The sequence below is a fragment of the Pseudomonas beijingensis genome (genome assembly GCF_030687295.1).
Classification (GTDB): Bacteria; Pseudomonadota; Gammaproteobacteria; order Pseudomonadales; family Pseudomonadaceae; genus Aquipseudomonas; species Aquipseudomonas beijingensis.
This window is the reverse complement of sequence record NZ_CP117425.1, coordinates 3,296,240-3,314,773: the sequence shown is the minus strand read 5'-3', so window position 1 is coordinate 3,314,773 and position 18,534 is coordinate 3,296,240. Positions and strand designations below refer to the sequence as shown.

Annotated in this window: 13 protein-coding genes and 1 pseudogene; 5 read left to right on the top strand and 9 right to left on the bottom strand. The window is 61.3% G+C overall.

The annotated features are described in order from the left end of the window. Positions 1-61: 61 nt before the first annotated feature. The 3 genes from glgB to PSH84_RS15050 form a co-directional block, all read right to left on the bottom strand. Positions 62-2,296: a 1,4-alpha-glucan branching protein GlgB gene (gene glgB, locus PSH84_RS15060; protein ID WP_122568116.1), complete on the bottom strand. Its 2,235-nt coding sequence runs from the start codon at positions 2,294-2,296 to the stop codon at positions 62-64. A gap of 11 nt (positions 2,297-2,307) precedes the next feature. Next, a complete protein-coding gene (gene treS, locus PSH84_RS15055) occupies positions 2,308-5,652 on the bottom strand; it encodes a maltose alpha-D-glucosyltransferase (RefSeq protein ID WP_305481311.1) in 3,345 nt (1,114 codons plus the stop codon). A gap of 181 nt (positions 5,653-5,833) precedes the next feature. After that, positions 5,834-7,831 (bottom strand): alpha-1,4-glucan--maltose-1-phosphate maltosyltransferase, encoded by a 1,998-nt coding sequence (locus PSH84_RS15050; protein ID WP_305481310.1) that lies wholly within the window; start codon positions 7,829-7,831, stop codon positions 5,834-5,836. A 211-nt stretch (positions 7,832-8,042) separates the two neighbouring features. Between PSH84_RS15050 and PSH84_RS15045 the strand changes: the two genes are divergently transcribed. Beyond that, positions 8,043-8,207, top strand: coding sequence for a hypothetical protein (locus PSH84_RS15045; protein WP_163006832.1), 165 nt, complete (start codon positions 8,043-8,045; stop codon positions 8,205-8,207). A 126-nt stretch (positions 8,208-8,333) separates the two neighbouring features. Here PSH84_RS15045 and PSH84_RS15040 read toward each other — a convergent pair whose 3' ends face one another. Then, the gene (locus PSH84_RS15040; RefSeq protein WP_122568113.1) at positions 8,334-8,840 is read right to left on the bottom strand and encodes an MgtC/SapB family protein; all 507 of its coding nucleotides are present in this window, start codon (positions 8,838-8,840) and stop codon (positions 8,334-8,336) included. Between the two features lie 138 nt (positions 8,841-8,978). Between PSH84_RS15040 and PSH84_RS15035 the strand changes: the two genes are divergently transcribed. From PSH84_RS15035 to mapR, 3 genes are all read left to right on the top strand, one after another. Continuing rightward, positions 8,979-9,212: a DUF3203 family protein gene (locus PSH84_RS15035; protein WP_122568112.1), complete on the top strand. Its 234-nt coding sequence runs from the start codon at positions 8,979-8,981 to the stop codon at positions 9,210-9,212. Positions 9,213-9,498: 286 nt separating this feature from the next. Beyond that, positions 9,499-10,911, top strand: coding sequence for a cytochrome c oxidase accessory protein CcoG (gene ccoG, locus PSH84_RS15030; protein ID WP_305481309.1), 1,413 nt, complete (start codon positions 9,499-9,501; stop codon positions 10,909-10,911). 154 nt (positions 10,912-11,065) lie between these two features. Beyond that, complete coding sequence (gene mapR, locus PSH84_RS15025) at positions 11,066-12,475, top strand: GntR family transcriptional regulator MpaR (RefSeq protein ID WP_305481308.1); 1,410 nt, start codon at positions 11,066-11,068, stop codon at positions 12,473-12,475. A 135-nt stretch (positions 12,476-12,610) separates the two neighbouring features. On the opposite strand, the gene PSH84_RS15020 is transcribed toward mapR, so the two are convergent. Both PSH84_RS15020 and PSH84_RS15015 read right to left on the bottom strand, forming a co-directional pair. Then, the gene (locus PSH84_RS15020) at positions 12,611-13,357 is read right to left on the bottom strand and encodes an SDR family oxidoreductase (RefSeq protein WP_122568108.1); all 747 of its coding nucleotides are present in this window, start codon (positions 13,355-13,357) and stop codon (positions 12,611-12,613) included. A 78-nt stretch (positions 13,358-13,435) separates the two neighbouring features. Then, positions 13,436-14,314, bottom strand: a complete 879-nt coding sequence (locus tag PSH84_RS15015) for a Dyp-type peroxidase (protein ID WP_305481306.1) — start codon at positions 14,312-14,314, stop codon at positions 13,436-13,438. A gap of 227 nt (positions 14,315-14,541) precedes the next feature. Here PSH84_RS15015 and ampC point away from each other — a divergent pair. Then, positions 14,542-15,691: pseudogene (ampC, locus tag PSH84_RS15010) on the top strand (class C beta-lactamase). Between the two features lie 167 nt (positions 15,692-15,858). Here ampC and PSH84_RS15005 read toward each other — a convergent pair. From PSH84_RS15005 to PSH84_RS14995, 3 genes are all read right to left on the bottom strand, one after another. After that, positions 15,859-16,407 (bottom strand): DUF4174 domain-containing protein, encoded by a 549-nt coding sequence (locus tag PSH84_RS15005; RefSeq protein ID WP_122568105.1) that lies wholly within the window; start codon positions 16,405-16,407, stop codon positions 15,859-15,861. Between the two features lie 302 nt (positions 16,408-16,709). Then, complete coding sequence (locus PSH84_RS15000) at positions 16,710-17,495, bottom strand: sulfite exporter TauE/SafE family protein (RefSeq protein ID WP_122568104.1); 786 nt, start codon at positions 17,493-17,495, stop codon at positions 16,710-16,712. 107 nt (positions 17,496-17,602) lie between these two features. Beyond that, positions 17,603-18,307: a hypothetical protein gene (locus PSH84_RS14995; protein WP_240998508.1), complete on the bottom strand. Its 705-nt coding sequence runs from the start codon at positions 18,305-18,307 to the stop codon at positions 17,603-17,605. Positions 18,308-18,534: the final 227 nt, after the last annotated feature.

Genomic DNA, 18,534 nt, shown 5'->3' with positions numbered 1-18,534 from the left:
CTTTCTCAGGCAGACCGCATCGCGAGCAGGCTCGCTCCCACAGGGGACTGTGTAATCAGATCTAGCCCTCCGGCCGCAGGATCAACACCGCCAATGGCGGCAGGTTGAGTTCCAGGGACAAGGCCTGGCCGTGGCTGGGCACTTCTTCGGTGGAGGCACCACCGCCGTTGCCGTAGTTGGAACCGGCGTAGGTGTCGGCATCGCTGTTGAGCAATTCGACCCAGCGCCCGGCGAACGGCACGCCGACCCGGTAGGCCTCGCGCGGCACCGGGGTGAAGTTGGCGACCACCAGCACCGGCCGGCCCTCCTTGCTCCAGCGCAGCCAGGCGTAAACGCTGTTGAGCGCATCGTCGCCAATCAACCATTGGAACCCCTGCGGCGCGTCATCCTGGTCATGCAGCGCCGGCTCTTCCCGATAGAGCCGGTTCAGATCGCTCACCAGCTTCTGCACGCCCCGGTGCTCAGGGTATTGCAGCAGGTACCAGTCCAACTGCTGATCGTGGTTCCACTCGCGCCATTGGCCGAACTCACAGCCCATGAACAACAGTTTCTTGCCGGGATGGCCCCACATGAAACTGAGGTAGGCCCTGAGGTTGGCGAATTTCTGCCAGCGGTCACCGGGCATCTTGTCGATCAGCGAGCGTTTGCCATGGACCACTTCGTCGTGGGAAATCGGCAGCACGAAACGCTCGGACCAGGCATATACCAGACCGAAGCTCAGTTCGTTGTGGTGATGGGCGCGGTACACCGGGTCTTGCTGGATGTAATGCAGCGAATCGTGCATCCAGCCCATGTTCCACTTGTAGGCGAAACCCAGGCCACCTTGCTGGGTGCTCTGGCTGACCCCCGGCCACGCCGTGGACTCTTCGGCGATGACCAGCGCGCCAGGAGTTTCCAGCGCCACCACATCGTTGAGGTGCCGCAAAAAATCGATGGCTTCAAGGTTTTCCCGGCCGCCGTGGCGGTTGGGTACCCACTCGCCAGCCTTGCGCGAATAGTCGCGGTACAACATCGAGGCCACGGCATCCACCCGCAGGCCATCGACGTGGAAATGCTTGAGCCAGTGCAGCGCCGACGCCAGCATGAAACCGTGCACTTCGGTGCGGCCCAGGTTGTAGATCAGCGTGTCCCAATCCTGGTGGAAACCCTCCAGCGGGTTGCCGTATTCGTACAGTGCGGTGCCGTCGAACTGGGCCAGACCGTGGGTATCGGTGGGAAAATGCGCCGGCACCCAGTCGAGGATGACCCCGATATTGGCCTGGTGGCAGGCGTTGATGAACGCGGCGAAATCGTCGGGCGAACCGAAGCGTGCCGTTGGCGCGAATTGCGACAGCGGCTGATAGCCCCAGGAGCCACCAAATGGGTGTTCCATGATCGGCATCAGCTCGATGTGAGTGAAGCCCAAATCCTTGACGTACGGAATCAGCCGCTCGGCCATTTCATGCCAGTTGTATTGCCGGGCCACCTCCCCCGCTTCGTCGATTTCGCACTGCCAGGAGCCGGCGTGCAATTCATAGATCGACAATGGCGCGCCCGGTAGCTGGCGTTCGCGACGGTTTTGCATCCACTCGTCGTCCTGCCACTCGATCTTCAAAGGTGCAGCGACTTTCGACGCCGTATCCGGCGGCATTTGCGTGGCCAACGCCACCGGGTCGGCCTTGAGGGGCAGAATGCCGTGGGCCCCAAGGATTTCATACTTGTAGCCTTCGCCGGAGCCAAGCCTCGGGATGAAGATCTCCCACACGCCGGATGGATAGCGGATACGCATCGGATGCCGGCGCCCATCCCAGACGTTGAAATCCCCGACCACCGAGACACGCCGGGCATTCGGCGCCCAGACCGCGAAACGCACGCCGTCGATACCGTCGACGGTGGTCAGTTGCGCGCCGAGGCAGGAGCTGAGGTCGCGGTGATTACCCTCGGCAAACAGGTAAAGGTCCATCTCCCCCAGCAGCGGCCCGAAGCTGTACGGGTCCTCCGCCACTTGCTCGCCGCCGGCCCAGCGAGTGCGCAGCAAGTACGCCTGGGCGCGATCGAAATGGCCGACGAACAACCCCGGGGTTTCGGTCTGTCGCAGGTCACCGAGCTCTTCACCGCCGTCACGAGCGAGCACCTGCACGCTCAACGCGCCGGGCAGGTAAGCCCGGATGAATTGCCCGCCCGCACCGTCGCCATGGGGGCCAAGGATGGAAAACGGGTCATGGTGTTCGGCGCGCACCAGCGCGTCGATGTCATGGGGGGCCGGCAGCAATGACTCTTTGGCCTGCCCCTGGGGTTCTTTGTTCGAGACACTCATGATTCTCTCCACTAAATCGGTCCGGCTAAGTCGGAAAAGGGTTTCAGCCCACTCAATAACCCGTACAGACCGTGCAAAGGCACGGGCAGCCAGGCGGGGCGATTCTCGGCTTCATAGGCCACTTCATAGGCCGCCTTCTCCAGGCCGAACAACGCCAGCGCAGCGTCTTCGCCTTCAGCATCCTTCCATTCATGAGCAAGACTAGCTGCCGCCAGTCGATATGCTTGGACAAATGCCTCGCGGGCCTCTTTTAAATAACGATCTGCCACCCGTTGCCGCGCCGCATCGGCATCGGCGGTGCTGTCGACAGTGTTCAAATGAATCGCCATGGCGGCGGCGTAATCGAAGGAACGCAATACGCCACTGACGTCCTTGTACGGGCTGTGCTTGCCCCGACGTTCATGCAGTGGCCGTGCGGGCTCGCCTTCGAAGTCGATCAGGTAGGCGTCGCCCTTGATCACCAGCACCTGCCCCAAGTGCAGGTCGCCGTGGACGCGGATACGCAAGCCACCGACAGCCTTGCCGGCCAACGCCTGGATATGGGCCAGGACGGTTTTCTTGTGCTCCAGCAAACGTGCGACCATGGCCTGGTCCGCCGGGTTCAATTGGCCCTGGTTCTGCTTGAGCAGACGCAAGGCGTTTTCCACTTGCGCGGTCACGTCCTTGCCGATGGCCTGGGCTTCCTTGGCATTGGTGGCCTGGGGAGCGAAGTCCGGATCGTCGGTGGCTTGGGCCAGCACTTGGTGCATTTCCCCCAGGCGTTGACCGAGCATGCCGGCAAAATCCTTCAGCTCGCCCAAGGCATTGTAGTGTTGCTCCTGTTCGGACACGGCATCGGCCAACTCATCACGCAACGCACGTTCGAGGTTGTTCTGGGTCCATTCCCACGCATCGCCCTGGTTGCTCAAATAGCCCTGGGCAATCATCAACAGCGCATCCTCGCCCTGGGCATCGCGGCGGATCACCGACCCCAGCAGCGGTGAGATATTGCTGAAGCCCGCAGCCGTCAGATAGGCACTCATCTCCAGTTCCGGATGCACGCCCGAGGCGACTTTGCGGATCAGCTTGAGCACCAGGCTGCCGCCGACCACCACCGAACTGTTGGACTGCTCGGCGGACAGGTAACGCACTTCCGGCTCAGCCCCCAGGTTCAACGCGCTCAGGCCTTCGGTGGGCTCGAACCGCAATTCACCTTCGGTGCAGGGCAGCACCGTACCGGCCTGCATGCCTTGCAGCACGGCCCGTATGAAATGTTCCAAGCTGAACGCATCGGTGATCAAACCGACTTGGCGAACCCTGCGCACGCGGGACAATGCCAATTGCTGTGGCAACGCCGCGCCCACCTGATCTTCAGGTAGCAGGCCGAACGGCAGTTGATAGCGCAAGGTCTGGCCAGCACTGGTGACGTCGATTTCGCTGAGCAGCACCGGATGCTGCGGATCGCCGAAGCGCACGCCATAGACAATATTGACCTTCTCGATCGCACTGTCCTTGCCAGCGAACCAGCGGCGGTTCTGCAACCAGCTCGGCAGGATGGTCTGCTCCAGGGTGGTGCGCGACGGCGCTTCGAGCAACTCTTCCAGGCGTTTTTTCAACACCAGGGTGGTGAAGTCCGGCAGGCTTTGGGCCGGTTCCACATGCCAGCTCGGCATCTGGTTTTCGGCGGCCAGGGCGAACCAGTAGAAGCCGTACGGTGGCAGGGTCAGCAGGAAATTCAGCTGGCCGATGGGTGGGAAGGCATTGCCGCCCAACATTTCCACCGGGACCATGCCGGCATAGGCCGACAGGTCCAGCTCGGCAGCCTGGGCACTGCGGGACACGTTGGCCACGCACAGGATGATTTCGTGCTTGCCATCGGGCCCGGTGTATTCGCGGGTATACGCCAGGATCCGACGATTGCTCGGCGAGAGCATCTTCAACGTGCCCCGGCCAAAGGCCTTGGATTGCTTGCGTACCGCCAGCATTCGCCGGGTCCAGTTGAGCAGCGAGTGCGGGTCGCCGGCCTGGGTTTCGACGTTGACCGACTGGTAGCCGTATTGCGGATCCATGATCGGCGGCAGCACCAGGCTGGCCGGGTCGGCCCGGGAGAAACCGCCGTTGCGGTCAATGGACCACTGCATCGGTGTGCGCACGCCATCGCGGTCGCCCAGGTAGATGTTGTCGCCCATGCCGATTTCATCGCCGTAATACAACGTCGGCGTGCCGGGCATCGACAGCAGCAGGCTGTTGAGCAATTCCACGCGGCGACGATCACGCTCCATCAACGGTGCCAGGCGTCGGCGAATCCCCAGGTTGATCCGCGCCCGACGATCGGCCGCGTAGTAGTTCCACAGGTAATCGCGCTCCTTGTCGGTGACCATCTCCAGGGTCAGCTCATCGTGGTTGCGCAGGAAAATCGCCCACTGGCAGTTGGCGGGGATCTCCGGAGTCTGGCGCAGGATATCGGTGATGGGGAAACGGTCTTCCTGGGCCAGCGCCATGTACATGCGCGGCATCAACGGGAAGTGGAACGCCATGTGGCACTCGTCACCGTTCATACCCTCGGCATCCACATCGCCGAAGTACAGCTGGGTGTCTTCCGGCCACTGGTTGGCTTCGGCCAGCAGCATGCGGTCGGGGTAGTTGGCGTCGATCTCGGCACGGATCTGCTTGAGGACGTCGTGGGTCTCAGGCAGGTTTTCGTTGTTGGTGCCGTCGCGCTCGATCAGGTATGGAATGGCGTCCAGGCGCAGGCCGTCGATGCCCATGTCCAGCCAGTAGCGCATCACCGACAACACGGCCTTGATCACCTGCGGGTTATCGAAATTGAGGTCGGGCTGGTGGGAGTAGAAACGGTGCCAGAAGTATTGGCCGGCCACCGGATCCCAGGTCCAGTTGGACTTCTCGGTGTCGAGGAAAATGATCCGCGTACCGTCGTACTTGTGATCGTCGTCGGACCACACATAGAAATCCCGCGCCGCCGAACCCGGCTTGGCCTTGCGCGCGCGCTGGAACCACGGATGCTGATCCGAGGTGTGGTTGATGACCAGCTCGGTAATGACCCGCAGGTTGCGCTTGTGGGCTTCGGCAATGAACCGCCGCGCATCGGCCATGGTGCCGTAGTCGGGGCTGACGCCACGGTACTCGGCAATGTCATAACCGTCGTCGCGCCGAGGCGAAGGATAGAAAGGCAACAGCCAGATGGTGTTGACGCCCAGGTCGGCGATGTAGTCGAGCTTCTCGATCAGGCCGGGGAAATCGCCGATCCCGTCGTTATTGGAGTCGAAATAGGATTTTACGTGGACCTGGTAAATCACCGCGTCCTTGTACCAGAGCGGGTCTTTGATAAAGGTGGCAGACCGGGGTTTCTTCGCCATTTGCAACTCCTGATAATTCATTAAAGCCGCGGGATACAGGCTTGTGAGATCTTTTTGTGGCGAGGGGATTCAGCGAAACCGTACCGCTTTGTGGGAGCAAAGCTTGCTCGCGATACAGGGCGCCTCCGTTCCTCAGGAGACCGCGTCATCTTCATCGCGGGCAAGCCTTGCTCCCACAGCGTCACGCCACACTGATCCGCCAGATCCCGAACGGCTGGTTCGCCGGGTCAATGCGCATGAACTGATACTTGCCATACCAGGTCCAGCGGTGCCCGCTCATCAAATCCTCGCCCTGGGTCTGGGCATCGTCCGGCAAGCCCATCTCCCACAGCGGCAATTCGAAATTGGCTTCCTGCGGGTTGTGCGGATCAAGGCTCACCGCCACCAGGATGAAATTGCTGCCATCGGCTGTGCGCTTGCCGAAATAGAGAATGTTGTCGTTCCAGGCGTTATAGATTTTCAGGCCCAGGTGGCTATGCAGCGCTGGGTTCTGTCGGCGGATGCGGTTGAGCTGGGCGATCTCGGCAACGATGTTGCCCGGCGCGGTGAAGTCGCGAGGACGAATCTCGTACTTCTCCGAATCGAGGTATTCCTCCTTGCCCGGTACCGGGGCCGATTCGCACAGTTCGAAGCCCGAATACATGCCCCACAGGCCTGAGCCCATCGTTGCCAAGGCCGCACGGATCAAGAAGCCCGGGCGCCCCGACTCATGGAGAAAGGCCGGGTTGATGTCTGGCGTGTTGACGAAAAAATTCGGTCGGTAGCATTCGCGCCAAGGCGATTCATTGAGTTCGCTGAAGTAAGTCGCCAGTTCGGCCTTGCTGTTGCGCCAGGTGAAATAGGTGTAGCTCTGGGAATAACCGACCTTGCCCAGGCGCGCCATCATCGCCGGGGTGGTGAACGCTTCAGCCAGGAAGATCACTTCGGGGTATTGAGCCCGGACATCGGCGATCAGCCATTGCCAGAACGGCAGCGGCTTGGTGTGCGGGTTGTCGACGCGGAATATCTTCACGCCTTCCTTGACCCAGCCCACCACGATGTCCCGCAACTCCACCCACAGGCTGGGAATCGCATCGGCCGCGTAGAAGTCGACGTTGACGATGTCCTGGTATTTCTTCGGTGGGTTTTCCGCGTATTTGATCGTGCCGTCCGGCCGCCAGCTGAACCAGCCCGGGTGCTGCTTGAGCCACGGGTGATCCTGGGAACACTGGATCGCAAAGTCGAGGGCGATTTCCAGGCCGTGGTCCGCAGCTGCCGCCACCAGACGCCGGAAGTCCTCGCGGCTGCCCAATTGCGGGTGAATGGCCTCGTGCCCGCCCTCCTCGCTGCCGATGGCATAAGGGCTGCCCGGGTCGTCGGGGCCGGCGGTGAGGGAGTTGTTCGGACCTTTGCGGAAACTGCGACCGATGGGGTGGATCGGCGGGAAGTACAGCACGTCGAAGCCCATATCCTGGATCATCGCCAGGCGCGAATGCACGTCGTTGAAGGTGCCGTGGCGAGCGGGATTATCAGTGATCGAGCGCGGAAACAACTCGTACCAACTGGCGAATTCGGCCAGTTTGCGCTCCACGTCCAACGGGTACTGAGGGCTGATGCTCAGATAAGGCCGGTGGTCGGCCTGTGACATGAGATCGGCGCTGCGCGGCGCCAGGAACAATGCTACCTGTTCGGCCGGCAACAGGCCGGAGAGTTCATGGTGCAATGCGGCCAGCTGTTCGCTCAGCTCGCCTTCGCTGCGCTCGGAGGCCATCTGCACTTGATTGCGCCCTTCCTGCAGCTCCAGGCTGATAGGCACCCCGGCGCCGAACTTCTTCTCCAGTTCGTAGCGAAAGCTGGCGAACTGATCGATCCAGGCTTCGATACAGAACACATAACGGCCCTGCTCCGGCACAGTGAATTGACCGTGCCAGCCGTTATTGCCCAGGTCACTCATGACCTCGCTGTTCCATACCTCGTCCTGCTGCGAACGCCAGCGAATTCGCACCGCCAGCTTGTCGTGACCGTCGGCGAACACTTTACTGGTCACCGTCACGTCCTGTCCGGCCACGGCCTTGGCGGCAAATTGCCCGCCGTCGATCACCGGCATGGTGTTTTCAATCGCGATACGCGGTAACAACAAGGCTTGAGACAACGGCAAATGCGGGTTGCAGGCCAGGTCAGACGGGTGTTCAGCAGTCATCGAGCATCGCTCCTTTTACGCCCCATGGACGCGCTTGTGGCGGTAAAGGCCCAACGGGTCCCTGAAAAAAACTCACTTAAACTCCGAACCGGGACGACGGCTAAAAGTTCAGCGGGATTTGCCCTCGATGCATCCGGGATCAAAGCCGGCGCAGGATGGTCAACAACAATAAGCACGACTCAAGCCATGTGCGTTACGGAGACCCGTCCCGATGAACATTCCCATCCCGGCCGAAACACCCGATCCGAACATCGACGACCCGACCTTGCCCCCGCCCGGCCCTGATCCGGAACCGATTCCAGAGAAAGACCCACCGCTGGACCCACAACCGCCCAAGGGTGACCCGCCCAACGAGAATGTGCCAGAACAGGCTTGAATCAATGGCCTGATGGCAATTCCCTGTGGGCGCGAGCTTGCTCGCAATAGCGTAGTGTCATTCAGCATAGTGGCTGGCTGATCCTCCACCATCGCGAGCAAGCTCGCTCCCACAGGTTTTATGTATTCAGGCTGATGGTTTGTCGTCCTTCTCCAGCGCCCGGACAATCACCGGCATCACACTGAAGATCGCCAGCGCCAGCACCGTGCTGAGCACCGCGGTGGCTTCCCGGCCCAGCCCGGCCGCAACGCCGATTGCGGCGGTCATCCAGAGGCCGGCCGCCGTGGTCAGGCCTTTGACGTGACTTTCGTCGCCATCGTTGTTTTTCAGGATGGTGCCGGCGCCAAGAAAACCGATGCCAGCGACCACGCCTTGGATCACCCGGCTCATGGCGTCGGCCTGGGACCCGGACATCTGTGGCACCAATACAAACAGCGCCGCCCCCAAGGCCACGAGCATGTGGGTTCGCACGCCGGCGGCCTTGCCCTTGTGTTCGCGCTCGAAACCCAGGATGCCGCCCAGCAACGCGGCCATGACCAGGCGCACCGTGACCCGGGTCATCTGCTGGGCATCGGTGATATCGGCGAACTCCGCCTGCAGGGTTATCCAGACTTCATGCCACCAGGCTTCCATGGACCGTCCTCTTTTTCCATTCGATAAACGATGGACCGCAAGCGAAGCCAGAGGTGCGCCTGACCGCTGATCAGGCGCGACGAACCCTGGCTACCGGGCCGCGCCTAATGTTCAGGACATAACGAAGGAAGTGCTGCCATGCCTATAAGTATCAAAAACCAGACCTGCCATTTCGACAGCCTCCCCGGCTCGCCACAGCGCCCCGCCAGCGAGCTGACCATCATCACCGACCCGGACAAGGCCATGTCCGCCGTGGAGATCAATGGCGACCGGGTCTACATCACCGAGGCCGAAGCCGAAGCCCTGACCGTGGCCGGCGCGACCGACGGGCGCAAGCACCTGAAGGCCACGGACAGCGGCTCGGCGATCTGAGCCTGTTGACGCCTCTGCGAGGTATTCAATCTGTGGGAGCAAAGCTTGCTCGCGATAAGAACAACACGATACCTCTTGAACCGAGGTGCCTGTATCGCGAGCAAGCTTTGCTCCCACAGATCCTTGGCACAGATGTTGTTCGCTCCCCCTCGGGTGCATCAAAGTGTCGCAGCGTCTGGGCTTCGCGGCATCTGATCCGGTTTTTATCGAAACACCTGAGTCTGTTATGCAAACAGTTCCATGGTCATAGTGCGCCGGCCAGATAGAGGCTGATGAGCGACCGACCATGAGCGATAGAATCCCCGTCCAGTTGATACAGACGTTCGAACCTGCGCCAACGAAGATCAAGGCCAGGACCACCGACAACCTGATCCACACCCGCAGCTTCACCGGCTTGTTCCGCACCTTGCGCATCAGCGGTGCGGGGGTTCTGTTCTTGCTGTTCTTTGGCACGGTGTGGTTGAACTGGGGCGGCCGCCAGGCGGTGCTCTGGGACCTTTCCGAAAGCAAGTTCCACATCTTTGGCGCGACCTTCTGGCCCCAGGATTTCATCCTGCTGTCGGCCCTGTTGATCATCGCCGCCTTCGGCCTGTTTGCGATCACCGTGTTTGCCGGTCGCGTGTGGTGCGGCTACACCTGCCCACAGAGCTCCTGGACCTGGCTGTTCATGTGGTGCGAGAAAATCACCGAAGGCGAGCGCAACCAGCGGATTAAGCTGCAAGCAGCCCCCTGGGGCCTGAACAAACTGTTGCGCCGCAGCGCCAAGCACACTTTGTGGCTGGCCATCAGCTTGCTCACCGGCCTGACGTTCGTGGGCTACTTCACACCGATCCGCCCCTTGGCCGAAGAACTGCTGACCTTGCAAATGGCGGGCGTGAGCCTGTTCTGGGTGCTGTTCTTTACCGCCGCCACCTACCTCAACGCCGGCTGGCTGCGGGAAGCGGTGTGCATGCACATGTGCCCCTATGCACGCTTTCAGAGCGTGATGTTCGACAAGGACACCTTGACCATCTCCTACGACACGGCCCGCGGCGAAATCCGCGGCCCGCGCAAACGCGAGGTGAAGCCGGCCAATATTGGCCTGGGCGACTGCATCGACTGCCAGATGTGCGTGCAGGTCTGCCCCACCGGCATCGACATCCGCGACGGTTTGCAGATGGAATGCATTGGCTGCGCGGCCTGCATCGATGCCTGCGACTCGATCATGGACAAGATGGGCTACGCCCGTGGCTTGATCAAATACACCTCCGAACATCAATTGCAGGGGGGCAAGACTCACCTGCTCAGGCCTCGGCTGATCGGCTATACCGCCGTGCTGCTGGTGATGATCGGCGCACTGGCCGTGGCCCTGGTGCAACGGCCCATGGTGTCGCTGGATGTCAGCAAGGACCGTGGCCTGTTCCGCGAAAACAGCGCCGGCCAGATCGAGAACATCTACAGCCTGAAAATCATCAACAAGACCCAGCAGCGCCAGGACTATCACCTGTCCCTGGTGGACGGCGACGGCTTCGTCCTGCAGGGCAAGACCCAACTGAGCCTGGCCCCGGGGGAAATCGTCGATGTGCCGGTGTCGGTGGCGATGCTCAGCGAACGGCCCGACAAAGGTTCCCAGGCAATGACATTCAAGGTCGTCGACAGTGACGAGCCGGGCATCTACAGCGTGGCCCAGAGCCGTTTTGTCGCACCGATGAATCGTTGAAGCTTTAAGATGCGAGCACCCTGTGGGAGCGAGCTTGCTCGCGATAGCGGTGGGTCAGTTTGCATCAATGTTGGATGTGCCGCCGTTATCGCGAGCAAGCTCGCTCCCACAGTTTAAAAGCGCAAATCACGCGTCACTTGAGACTGAGCCTGCCATGAAACGCTACGAGAAATTTGCCGACGACATCGCTGAACTGATCCGCTCGGGCATGCTGGGGCCGGGCCAGCGCGTGCCGTCGGTGCGCTACGCCAGCCAGACCTACGGCGTCAGCCCATCTACCGTGTTCCAGGCCTACTACCTGCTTGAGCGACGCGGCATGATCCGGGCCCGGCCGCGCTCCGGCTACTTCGTCAACACCCATGCACCGAGCCCGTTTTCCGAGCCGGCAATCAGCAGCCAGGTGCACGAGTCCACCGAAGTCGACGTCAGCGAACTGGTGTTTTCGGTCCTGGACTCGATCAAAGACCCGGCCACCGTACCGTTCGGCTCGGCATTCCCCAGCCCGACGCTGTTCCCGCTGCAACGGCTGTCCCGCTCGCTGTCCAGCGCAACACGGGACATGGACCCAAGGGTCGTGGTCACGGACATGTCGCCAGGCAATCCACAATTGCGTCGCCAGATCGCCCTGCGCTACATGGTCGGCGGGCTGATGCTGCCCATGGAGGAACTGCTGGTCACCAACGGTGCCCTGGAGGCCTTGAACCTGTGCCTGCAAGCCGTGACCGAGCCCGGCGACCTGGTGGCGATCGAGGCACCGGCGTTCTATGCCAGCCTGCAGGTGCTGGAACGGCTCAAGCTCAAAGCCGTGGAGATTCCCGTCCACCCACGCGACGGCATCGACCTGGACGTGCTGGAGCAGACGCTGGAGCGTCACCCGATCAAGGCGTGTTGGTGCATGACCAGTTTCCAGAACCCCATGGGCGCGACCATGCCCGAGGAACGGAAACAGGCATTGGTGGAACTGCTGCGCCGCCATCAAGTGCCGCTGATCGAGGACGACGTCTACGCCGAACTCTATTACGGACAACAGGCCCCCAAGCCCGCCAAGGCGTTCGACACTGAAGGATTGGTGATGCATTGCGGTTCGTTCGCCAAGAGCCTGGCACCGGGTTATCGCATCGGCTGGGTCGCCGCCGGGCGCTACGCGCAGAAGATCGAACGGCTCAAGCTCATGACCTCGCTGTGCGCCTCGATGCCAGCCCAGGCCGCCATCGCCGACTACCTGCAACACGGCGGCTACGACCGTCACCTGCGCAAACTGCGCTACGCCCTGGAAGAACAGCAAAACGCAATGCTCGCCGCCATCGCCCGCTACTTCCCGGCCCAGACTCGGGTCAGCCAGCCGGCGGGCGGTTACTTCCTGTGGCTGGAGCTGCCGGAGCGGATGGACTCGCTGAAGCTGTTCCAGATGGCCCTGGCCCAAGGCATCAGCATCGCCCCGGGGCCGATCTTTTCACCGACCCGGCGTTTCAGGAATTGCATCCGCCTGAACTATGGCAGCCCGTGGACCGAAGTCTCGGAAAAGGCCATGGAGACGTTGGGGCGGATTATTCGGTCGTTTTGATATTGGGTTGTCTGTCAGAGCGCCATCGCGAGCAAGCTCGCTCCCACAGGGATTTGCGGTGAAATGAATAACTCAGCAGCCCTCATGTGGGAGCGAGCTTGCTCGCGATGAGGCCAGAACAGACACCCCAAGACCTCAGCGCCCCCCACCCAGATCCACAAACGTCCCGGTCGCATACGAAGCCTTGTCCGACAGCAGCCAGATAATCGCCTCGGCCACTTCATCCGGACGACCGCCCCGGGCCATGGGAATCGCCGACTCCAGCTTGCTGACCCGGTCCGGGTCGCCGCTCAGGGCGTGGAAATCGGTGTAGATATAACCGGGACGCACCGCGTTGACGCGGATGCCTTCGCCGGCCACTTCCTTGGACAGGCCAATGGTGAAGGTGTCCAACGCGCCCTTGGAGGCCGCGTAGTCGACGTACTCCCCCGGCGCCCCCAGGCGGGCAGCCACCGACGAGACGTTGACGATGCTGCCGCCCTGGCCGCCATGCTTGGGCGACATGCGCAGCACCGCATGCTTGGCGCACAAGATCGGCCCCAACACGTTGGTCTTCAGGATCTTTAGAATGCGGAATTCGGACATCTCATCGAGTCGGGACTTGTGGGCAACCGTGCCGGCGTTGTTCACCAGGGCGGTGACGCGGCCCAGTTCGGCGTCCACCCGGTCGAACAGGCCGATCACTTCGTCTTCGATGCTCACATCGGCTCGCACGGCAATCGCCTGCGCGCCCTTGGCCCGGACCTGTTCAAGCACCTCTTGCGCGGCACTTTCATCGGACTGGTAGTTGATGCAGATCCGATAGCCCAACTCGGCAGCCAACAGCGCCGTAGCGGCCCCGATTCCGCGGCCGCCACCGGTGATGACGATGACTTTATCCACGCTTGCTTCTCCCATTCCACGGATAGAGGTCCGGCCCAAGAATAGCGTTCACGTCACGCTTTGCACAAACCGCTGCGCTTACCGGGCCAGGGCACGCAGATCCAGGCGTCCGTCCAACAACGGCGGGCACCAGTAATAACCGCCGGTGATCGGTCGGCTCATGCGATACAGACCGTCGGTGATGCCGTCCTCCAGGCCACTCATGCGCCGCAATTGGGCCTCGAAGGCGTCGAGGGAAAAACCGAATGCCAGGAACATCAGCCCTGCACGGTCGCCCTCGATCCAAGGCATGGAACGACGCACCACGAACGCTTCCGGAGCGAAACTTTCCTGGGCGGTGCGCTTGACGTGGGCCGACTCCGGCGCGTCGTCGATTTCTTCGTTGTCGCTCAGGCGCCGGCCCATGATGTTGTCGCGCTCATGGGGCTGCATCGCCGCGAAACCGTCCAGATCGTGCTGCCATTGCTGGATCGCGGCGAAACTGCCACCGCGTACCCCGGCGGCGCCCTGGGTCAGGGCGGCGGCGATGGCCGCTTCATCGTGCGGATTTTCGGTGCCATCTTCATAGCCGGTCAGGTCGTGGCCGGTCATGTGGCGGAAGGTTTCGTTCATCTGCACCAGGCGCAGCGCCGGGGCCAATGCGGCTTCGATGGCGCGGCTACGGTGCATCAACTCGCCGCGGTCTTCACCGTGCAACCAGCACCACAGGGCGTGTTGGGTCGAGGGGTTGTCCACGCCTACGCCAGCCAACGCAGGAAAAGCCCGCAGGCCATCGACCTGGGCGCCCAGCGCCTGGATCAGCGACTCGCCAAAGCCGACCACGGCCCGGCCATCGAGCAGCAACAGGAGTTTGTCTAGCGCAGCCGGCAGTGCCTCGACCGATTCCAAGGCAAAAAACAAATGACGGGCCTGAGGCGGAACAGGGGTGGCGAGAATGCCGGGCTGGTAGTAACTCATGGGAACTCCTTTAGAAAGAGCGCAAGTTTACCCGGCAGCCGCCGCTTTGTGTGGTTTGGCTTGAGGTCTGAGCGCCTCGGATAACCGGGCCGTTTTGTAGGAAGGTTCTCGCGCCGCTATCAGACGACTCAGAAACACGTCTCGGCCGATAGCCTCGGATTGCCGGGCAGCCAAAAACGCCCTAGATTGACCACCCCCTCAAGGAAGGCCAACGAGAGCGCTGCACTATGCAAATTGCCAGATCGATACTCGCCGGGACTTTTTTCCTGGTCTGCGGGACGCCCGTGGGCTTTGCCCAGGAGCGCATTGAAGACACGGTCAATGCCGTCATCCAGCCCTTGATGAAACAACAGGACATCGCGGGCATGGCGGTCGCGATCACGCACAACGGCCAACGCCAGTTCTTTAATTATGGCGTCGCCGCCAAGGACACGAAAAAACCGGTCACCGACCAGACCCTGTTCGAAATCGGCTCGGTCAGCAAGACCTTCACCGCCACCCTCGGCGCCTATGCCCAGGCCCAGGGCAAACTGTCCCTGGCGGATCCGGCCAGTCGCTTTGCACCCGAGCTGCGCGGCAGCGCCTTGGAGGGCACCCGCCTGCTCGATCTCGCCACCTACACCGCTGGCGGCCTGCCGCTGCAGTTTCCCGAGGAGGCGGATCACCCAGACCGGATGTTCAATTACTACAAGACCTGGAAGCCGCTCTACCCGGCCAGCACCCAGCGGCTTTATTCAAACCCGAGCATCGGCCTGTTCGGCTATCTGGCGGCCCGCAGCCTGGGGCAGCCCTTTGACGCGGTGATGGAGCGCACGCTGATGCCAGGGTTGGGCCTCAAGCACAGCTATGTGCGGGTGCCGCAGGATCAGATGGGCCGATACGCCCAAGGTTATGCAAAGGACGGCAAGCCCGTGCGAGTCGGCAGCGGCGCATTGGATTCCGAAGCCTACGGGGTCAAGACCAGCTCAACGGACCTGATTCGCTTCGTCGAGGCCAACCTGCGACCAGAAAAACTGGACGCGGAACTGAAGCAAGCCATCGCCACGACGCATACGGGTTTCTACAAGGTTGGCGGGATGAATCAAGGGCTGGGCTGGGAGTTCTACCCCGCCCCCATTCACCTTGGACGACCTGCTCGCGGGCAACACACCGCAGATGGCCCTGACTCCGCAAAAAGTCGAACCGCTCGACCCGCCTCGCCCGGCACCGGACGGCGCCTGGATCAACAAGACAGGATCCACCAACGGTTTCGGCGCATATGCGGCATTCGTGCCTGGAAAGGACATGGGAATCGTGATGCTTGCCAACAAGAACTACCCGATCGAGGAACGGGTGAAGGCGGCGCATCGGATCCTGATGGCGTTGGACGCTCAATAAAGGACGACGAGTCCCCCTGTGGCGAGGGGATTTATCCCCGCTGGGCTGCGCAGCAGCCCTCCTAAGCGCCCCCCAATCTGCCTGACACACCGGTTCGAGGGGGCCGCTTCGCGCCCCAGCGGGGATGAATCCCCTCGCCACAAAAGCGGCCTCGGTGCTATCGGAAATCAATCATCCAACGGTTTCGGCGGTTCCGTCGGTTTGACTGCCTTGCCAGGCTTGGTGCCTTTCGCATCCTTGGCCGGTGCAGGCTCCGGCGCGGGAGGTGGCGCCGGGGGCGTCGCTTCTTTTTCCGCTGTGGGGAGCTTATCGACGGTGTCGAAGAGGTCTTTCAATTCGATCGCCCCGGAATGTTCAAGCTTCTTTTCCCCGTCCTTGCCCACCAGGATGATCTTGGTCTGGGCACCGGCGCCCAGCTTGAGGGAGCGGATCAGCGCCATGGTGCTTTGCGGGTCCAGATCCTTGCCATCGCGCTGCCCAATGGTATTGAGCACGGTGTAGAGCACCATGTTGCGCTCGGAAAAACCCTGCTTGCCCGCCGGTTCATCCAAGGCTTTTTTCAGGCTGACCCAGGCCGGGTCGACTGTGCTGGGCGCAATGACGATCAGGGGACGTGCCCTGCCTGCATCCGCCACCAAGGGTGAGTCGCCATCGGCAGCGAACAGGGGGCCGGCGATGGCCAGCAAGGTAGCGAAGGTCAACGACCGAATGAGCATGCGCCTCTCCTTTTGATATTTACGCTGTACTGATTGCACAGGGCGGCGATTGTTCCGCGAGAGTCGCTCGATACTGCGCCTGCCTGCCTTGAAGCTTAGGCCAGGGGGATCATTGCGCAACCACAGGAAAGGAAAAGCAATTTTGGTACGAGAGTTTGGCGAGGGACTGTTGTGGGAGCGAGCTTGCTCGCGATGACGATTTGCAAGTCGATATCAATTTGGCTGACACACCGCTATCGCGAGCCACCTCGCTCCCACATTGGATCGGTGAGAACCCATAGATTTATTTTCGAACTGGGTACTCAGAACGCCAACTTGAACCCGATCATCGCCAGCATCACCGCCAGGCAGGGGCGTAGCAGCTCGTCGGAGATACGTCCCGACAAATGACTGCCCAGGTAGATCCCCGGCAACGAACCGATCAGCAGGAAACCCAGGATGTGCCAATCCATGTTGCCCATGCTCGCATGGCCCAGGCCAGCGACCAGGGTCAGCGGCACGGCATGGGCGATCTCGGTGCCCACCAGGCGCTTGGTGACCAGGAACGGGTAGAGGATGAACAACGCGACAGTGCCCAGGGCGCCGGCGCCGATGGACGTCAACGCAACCATCGTCCCCAACACCAGACCGGTGATGACCGTGAGCACATTGAGACGCGTACCGGAGGGGTTGTAGTGACCGCCGGCACGGTCGTGGGCGAATTGCAGCAAGCGTTTCTTGAACAGGATGGCCAGGGCGGTGGCGAACAACACAAAGCCCAAGGCTTGCTTGATCACCGCATTCATGGCGTCGGGCGAACTGTGCAGGCTGCTGAGGAACCACAGGGTCAAGCCGACCGCCGGCACGCTGCCCAACGTCAGCCAACCGGTGATGGCCCAGTCGATGTTGCGGTTCTTGGCATGAACCAGTACACCGCCAGACTTGGTAATGGCCGCGTACAGCAGATCCGTACCCACCGCTGTCGCCGGGTTGATACCAAACCACAACAGGATCGGGGTCATCAGCGAACCACCGCCGACGCCGGTCATACCAACGATGAAACCGACCACCAGACCCGCAACGACTAAACCGACATTACCGAAATCCATTAAACCCGTCTCAGCACGACCGCATGAAAAATCTGGCCGCGAGCATAGCGATTTTTCTTATAACTCCCTATATCGATGTGATCTATCTTTATTCCTTTTCTCTCTTTTCACTGGACCGGCAGGAAGTTGAGGAATAACAGGCTCTGGGCATAATTCAAGCCGATACGCCGGTAGCGCTCGTCGAGCATCTGGGTCAGCAGGTCCAATCGGGCGACGATTTTGCCGAACTCCACGGCGAAACTCAGGTTGCTGCCCTCCTCCGAAATCTCATTGGAAAACAGCAACGGCGTGCCGTCCTTATTCTGCCGCTGGCTGAGCAGCCAGGTGGCCTTCTCGATGTTGCGCGCCGCATTGCTGACAAAACGCGGATCGATGGTGTCGGTCATGTAGAACTCGAGGCGATTGCCATGGGCGGTGACCAGCATGCTGCCGATGGCATAGATGAACGCCCCGACCCGGTCACCGAGAAACTCCGGGCTCATGGCATAGCTCAGGGCGGCCAGGTCCTTCTTGCCACCCAAGGTCGGCAAGGGTTGTTGCTGCTCAATGGCCATGCGCACCTGTTTTTCCGCGGTGCGGGCGTCGAGAAAGCCGGATTTGCGCAGTTCCTCGGGGTTGCGCAGGTAAAGCTTGCTCATCAGCAGGTAGAGGCTTTGCAGGTTGTCGTGCATGGCCAACGTAGCCATGCGGTCAACACTGGTCTGCAAGAACTCCTGGGGCTTGGCATTGCTGAACTGCGTGACCATGTCCTGCCCCTGTTGATGGCTGCAGCCGCCGCCAAACAGCAGCGACACACCGACCAACCCTGCCATGCAGGCACGGCGCAACCTCGTTACAGAAGAAAAAACACCGGCCATCGAGTCTCAATCTGGGCAGGGGGAAGCGATGGGGGTCACCGCTTCCAGGCCATGGATAGAGCGGCAAAAGTCGTAAAAGTGCAGTGCACGGAGAAAATCCTCGACCTTCAGCAAGGTCTTTCTTGGCTAATTAGTCTTACTTTTTAATTGATAAATCTTCATTTTTGGCTATAAATCCCTTC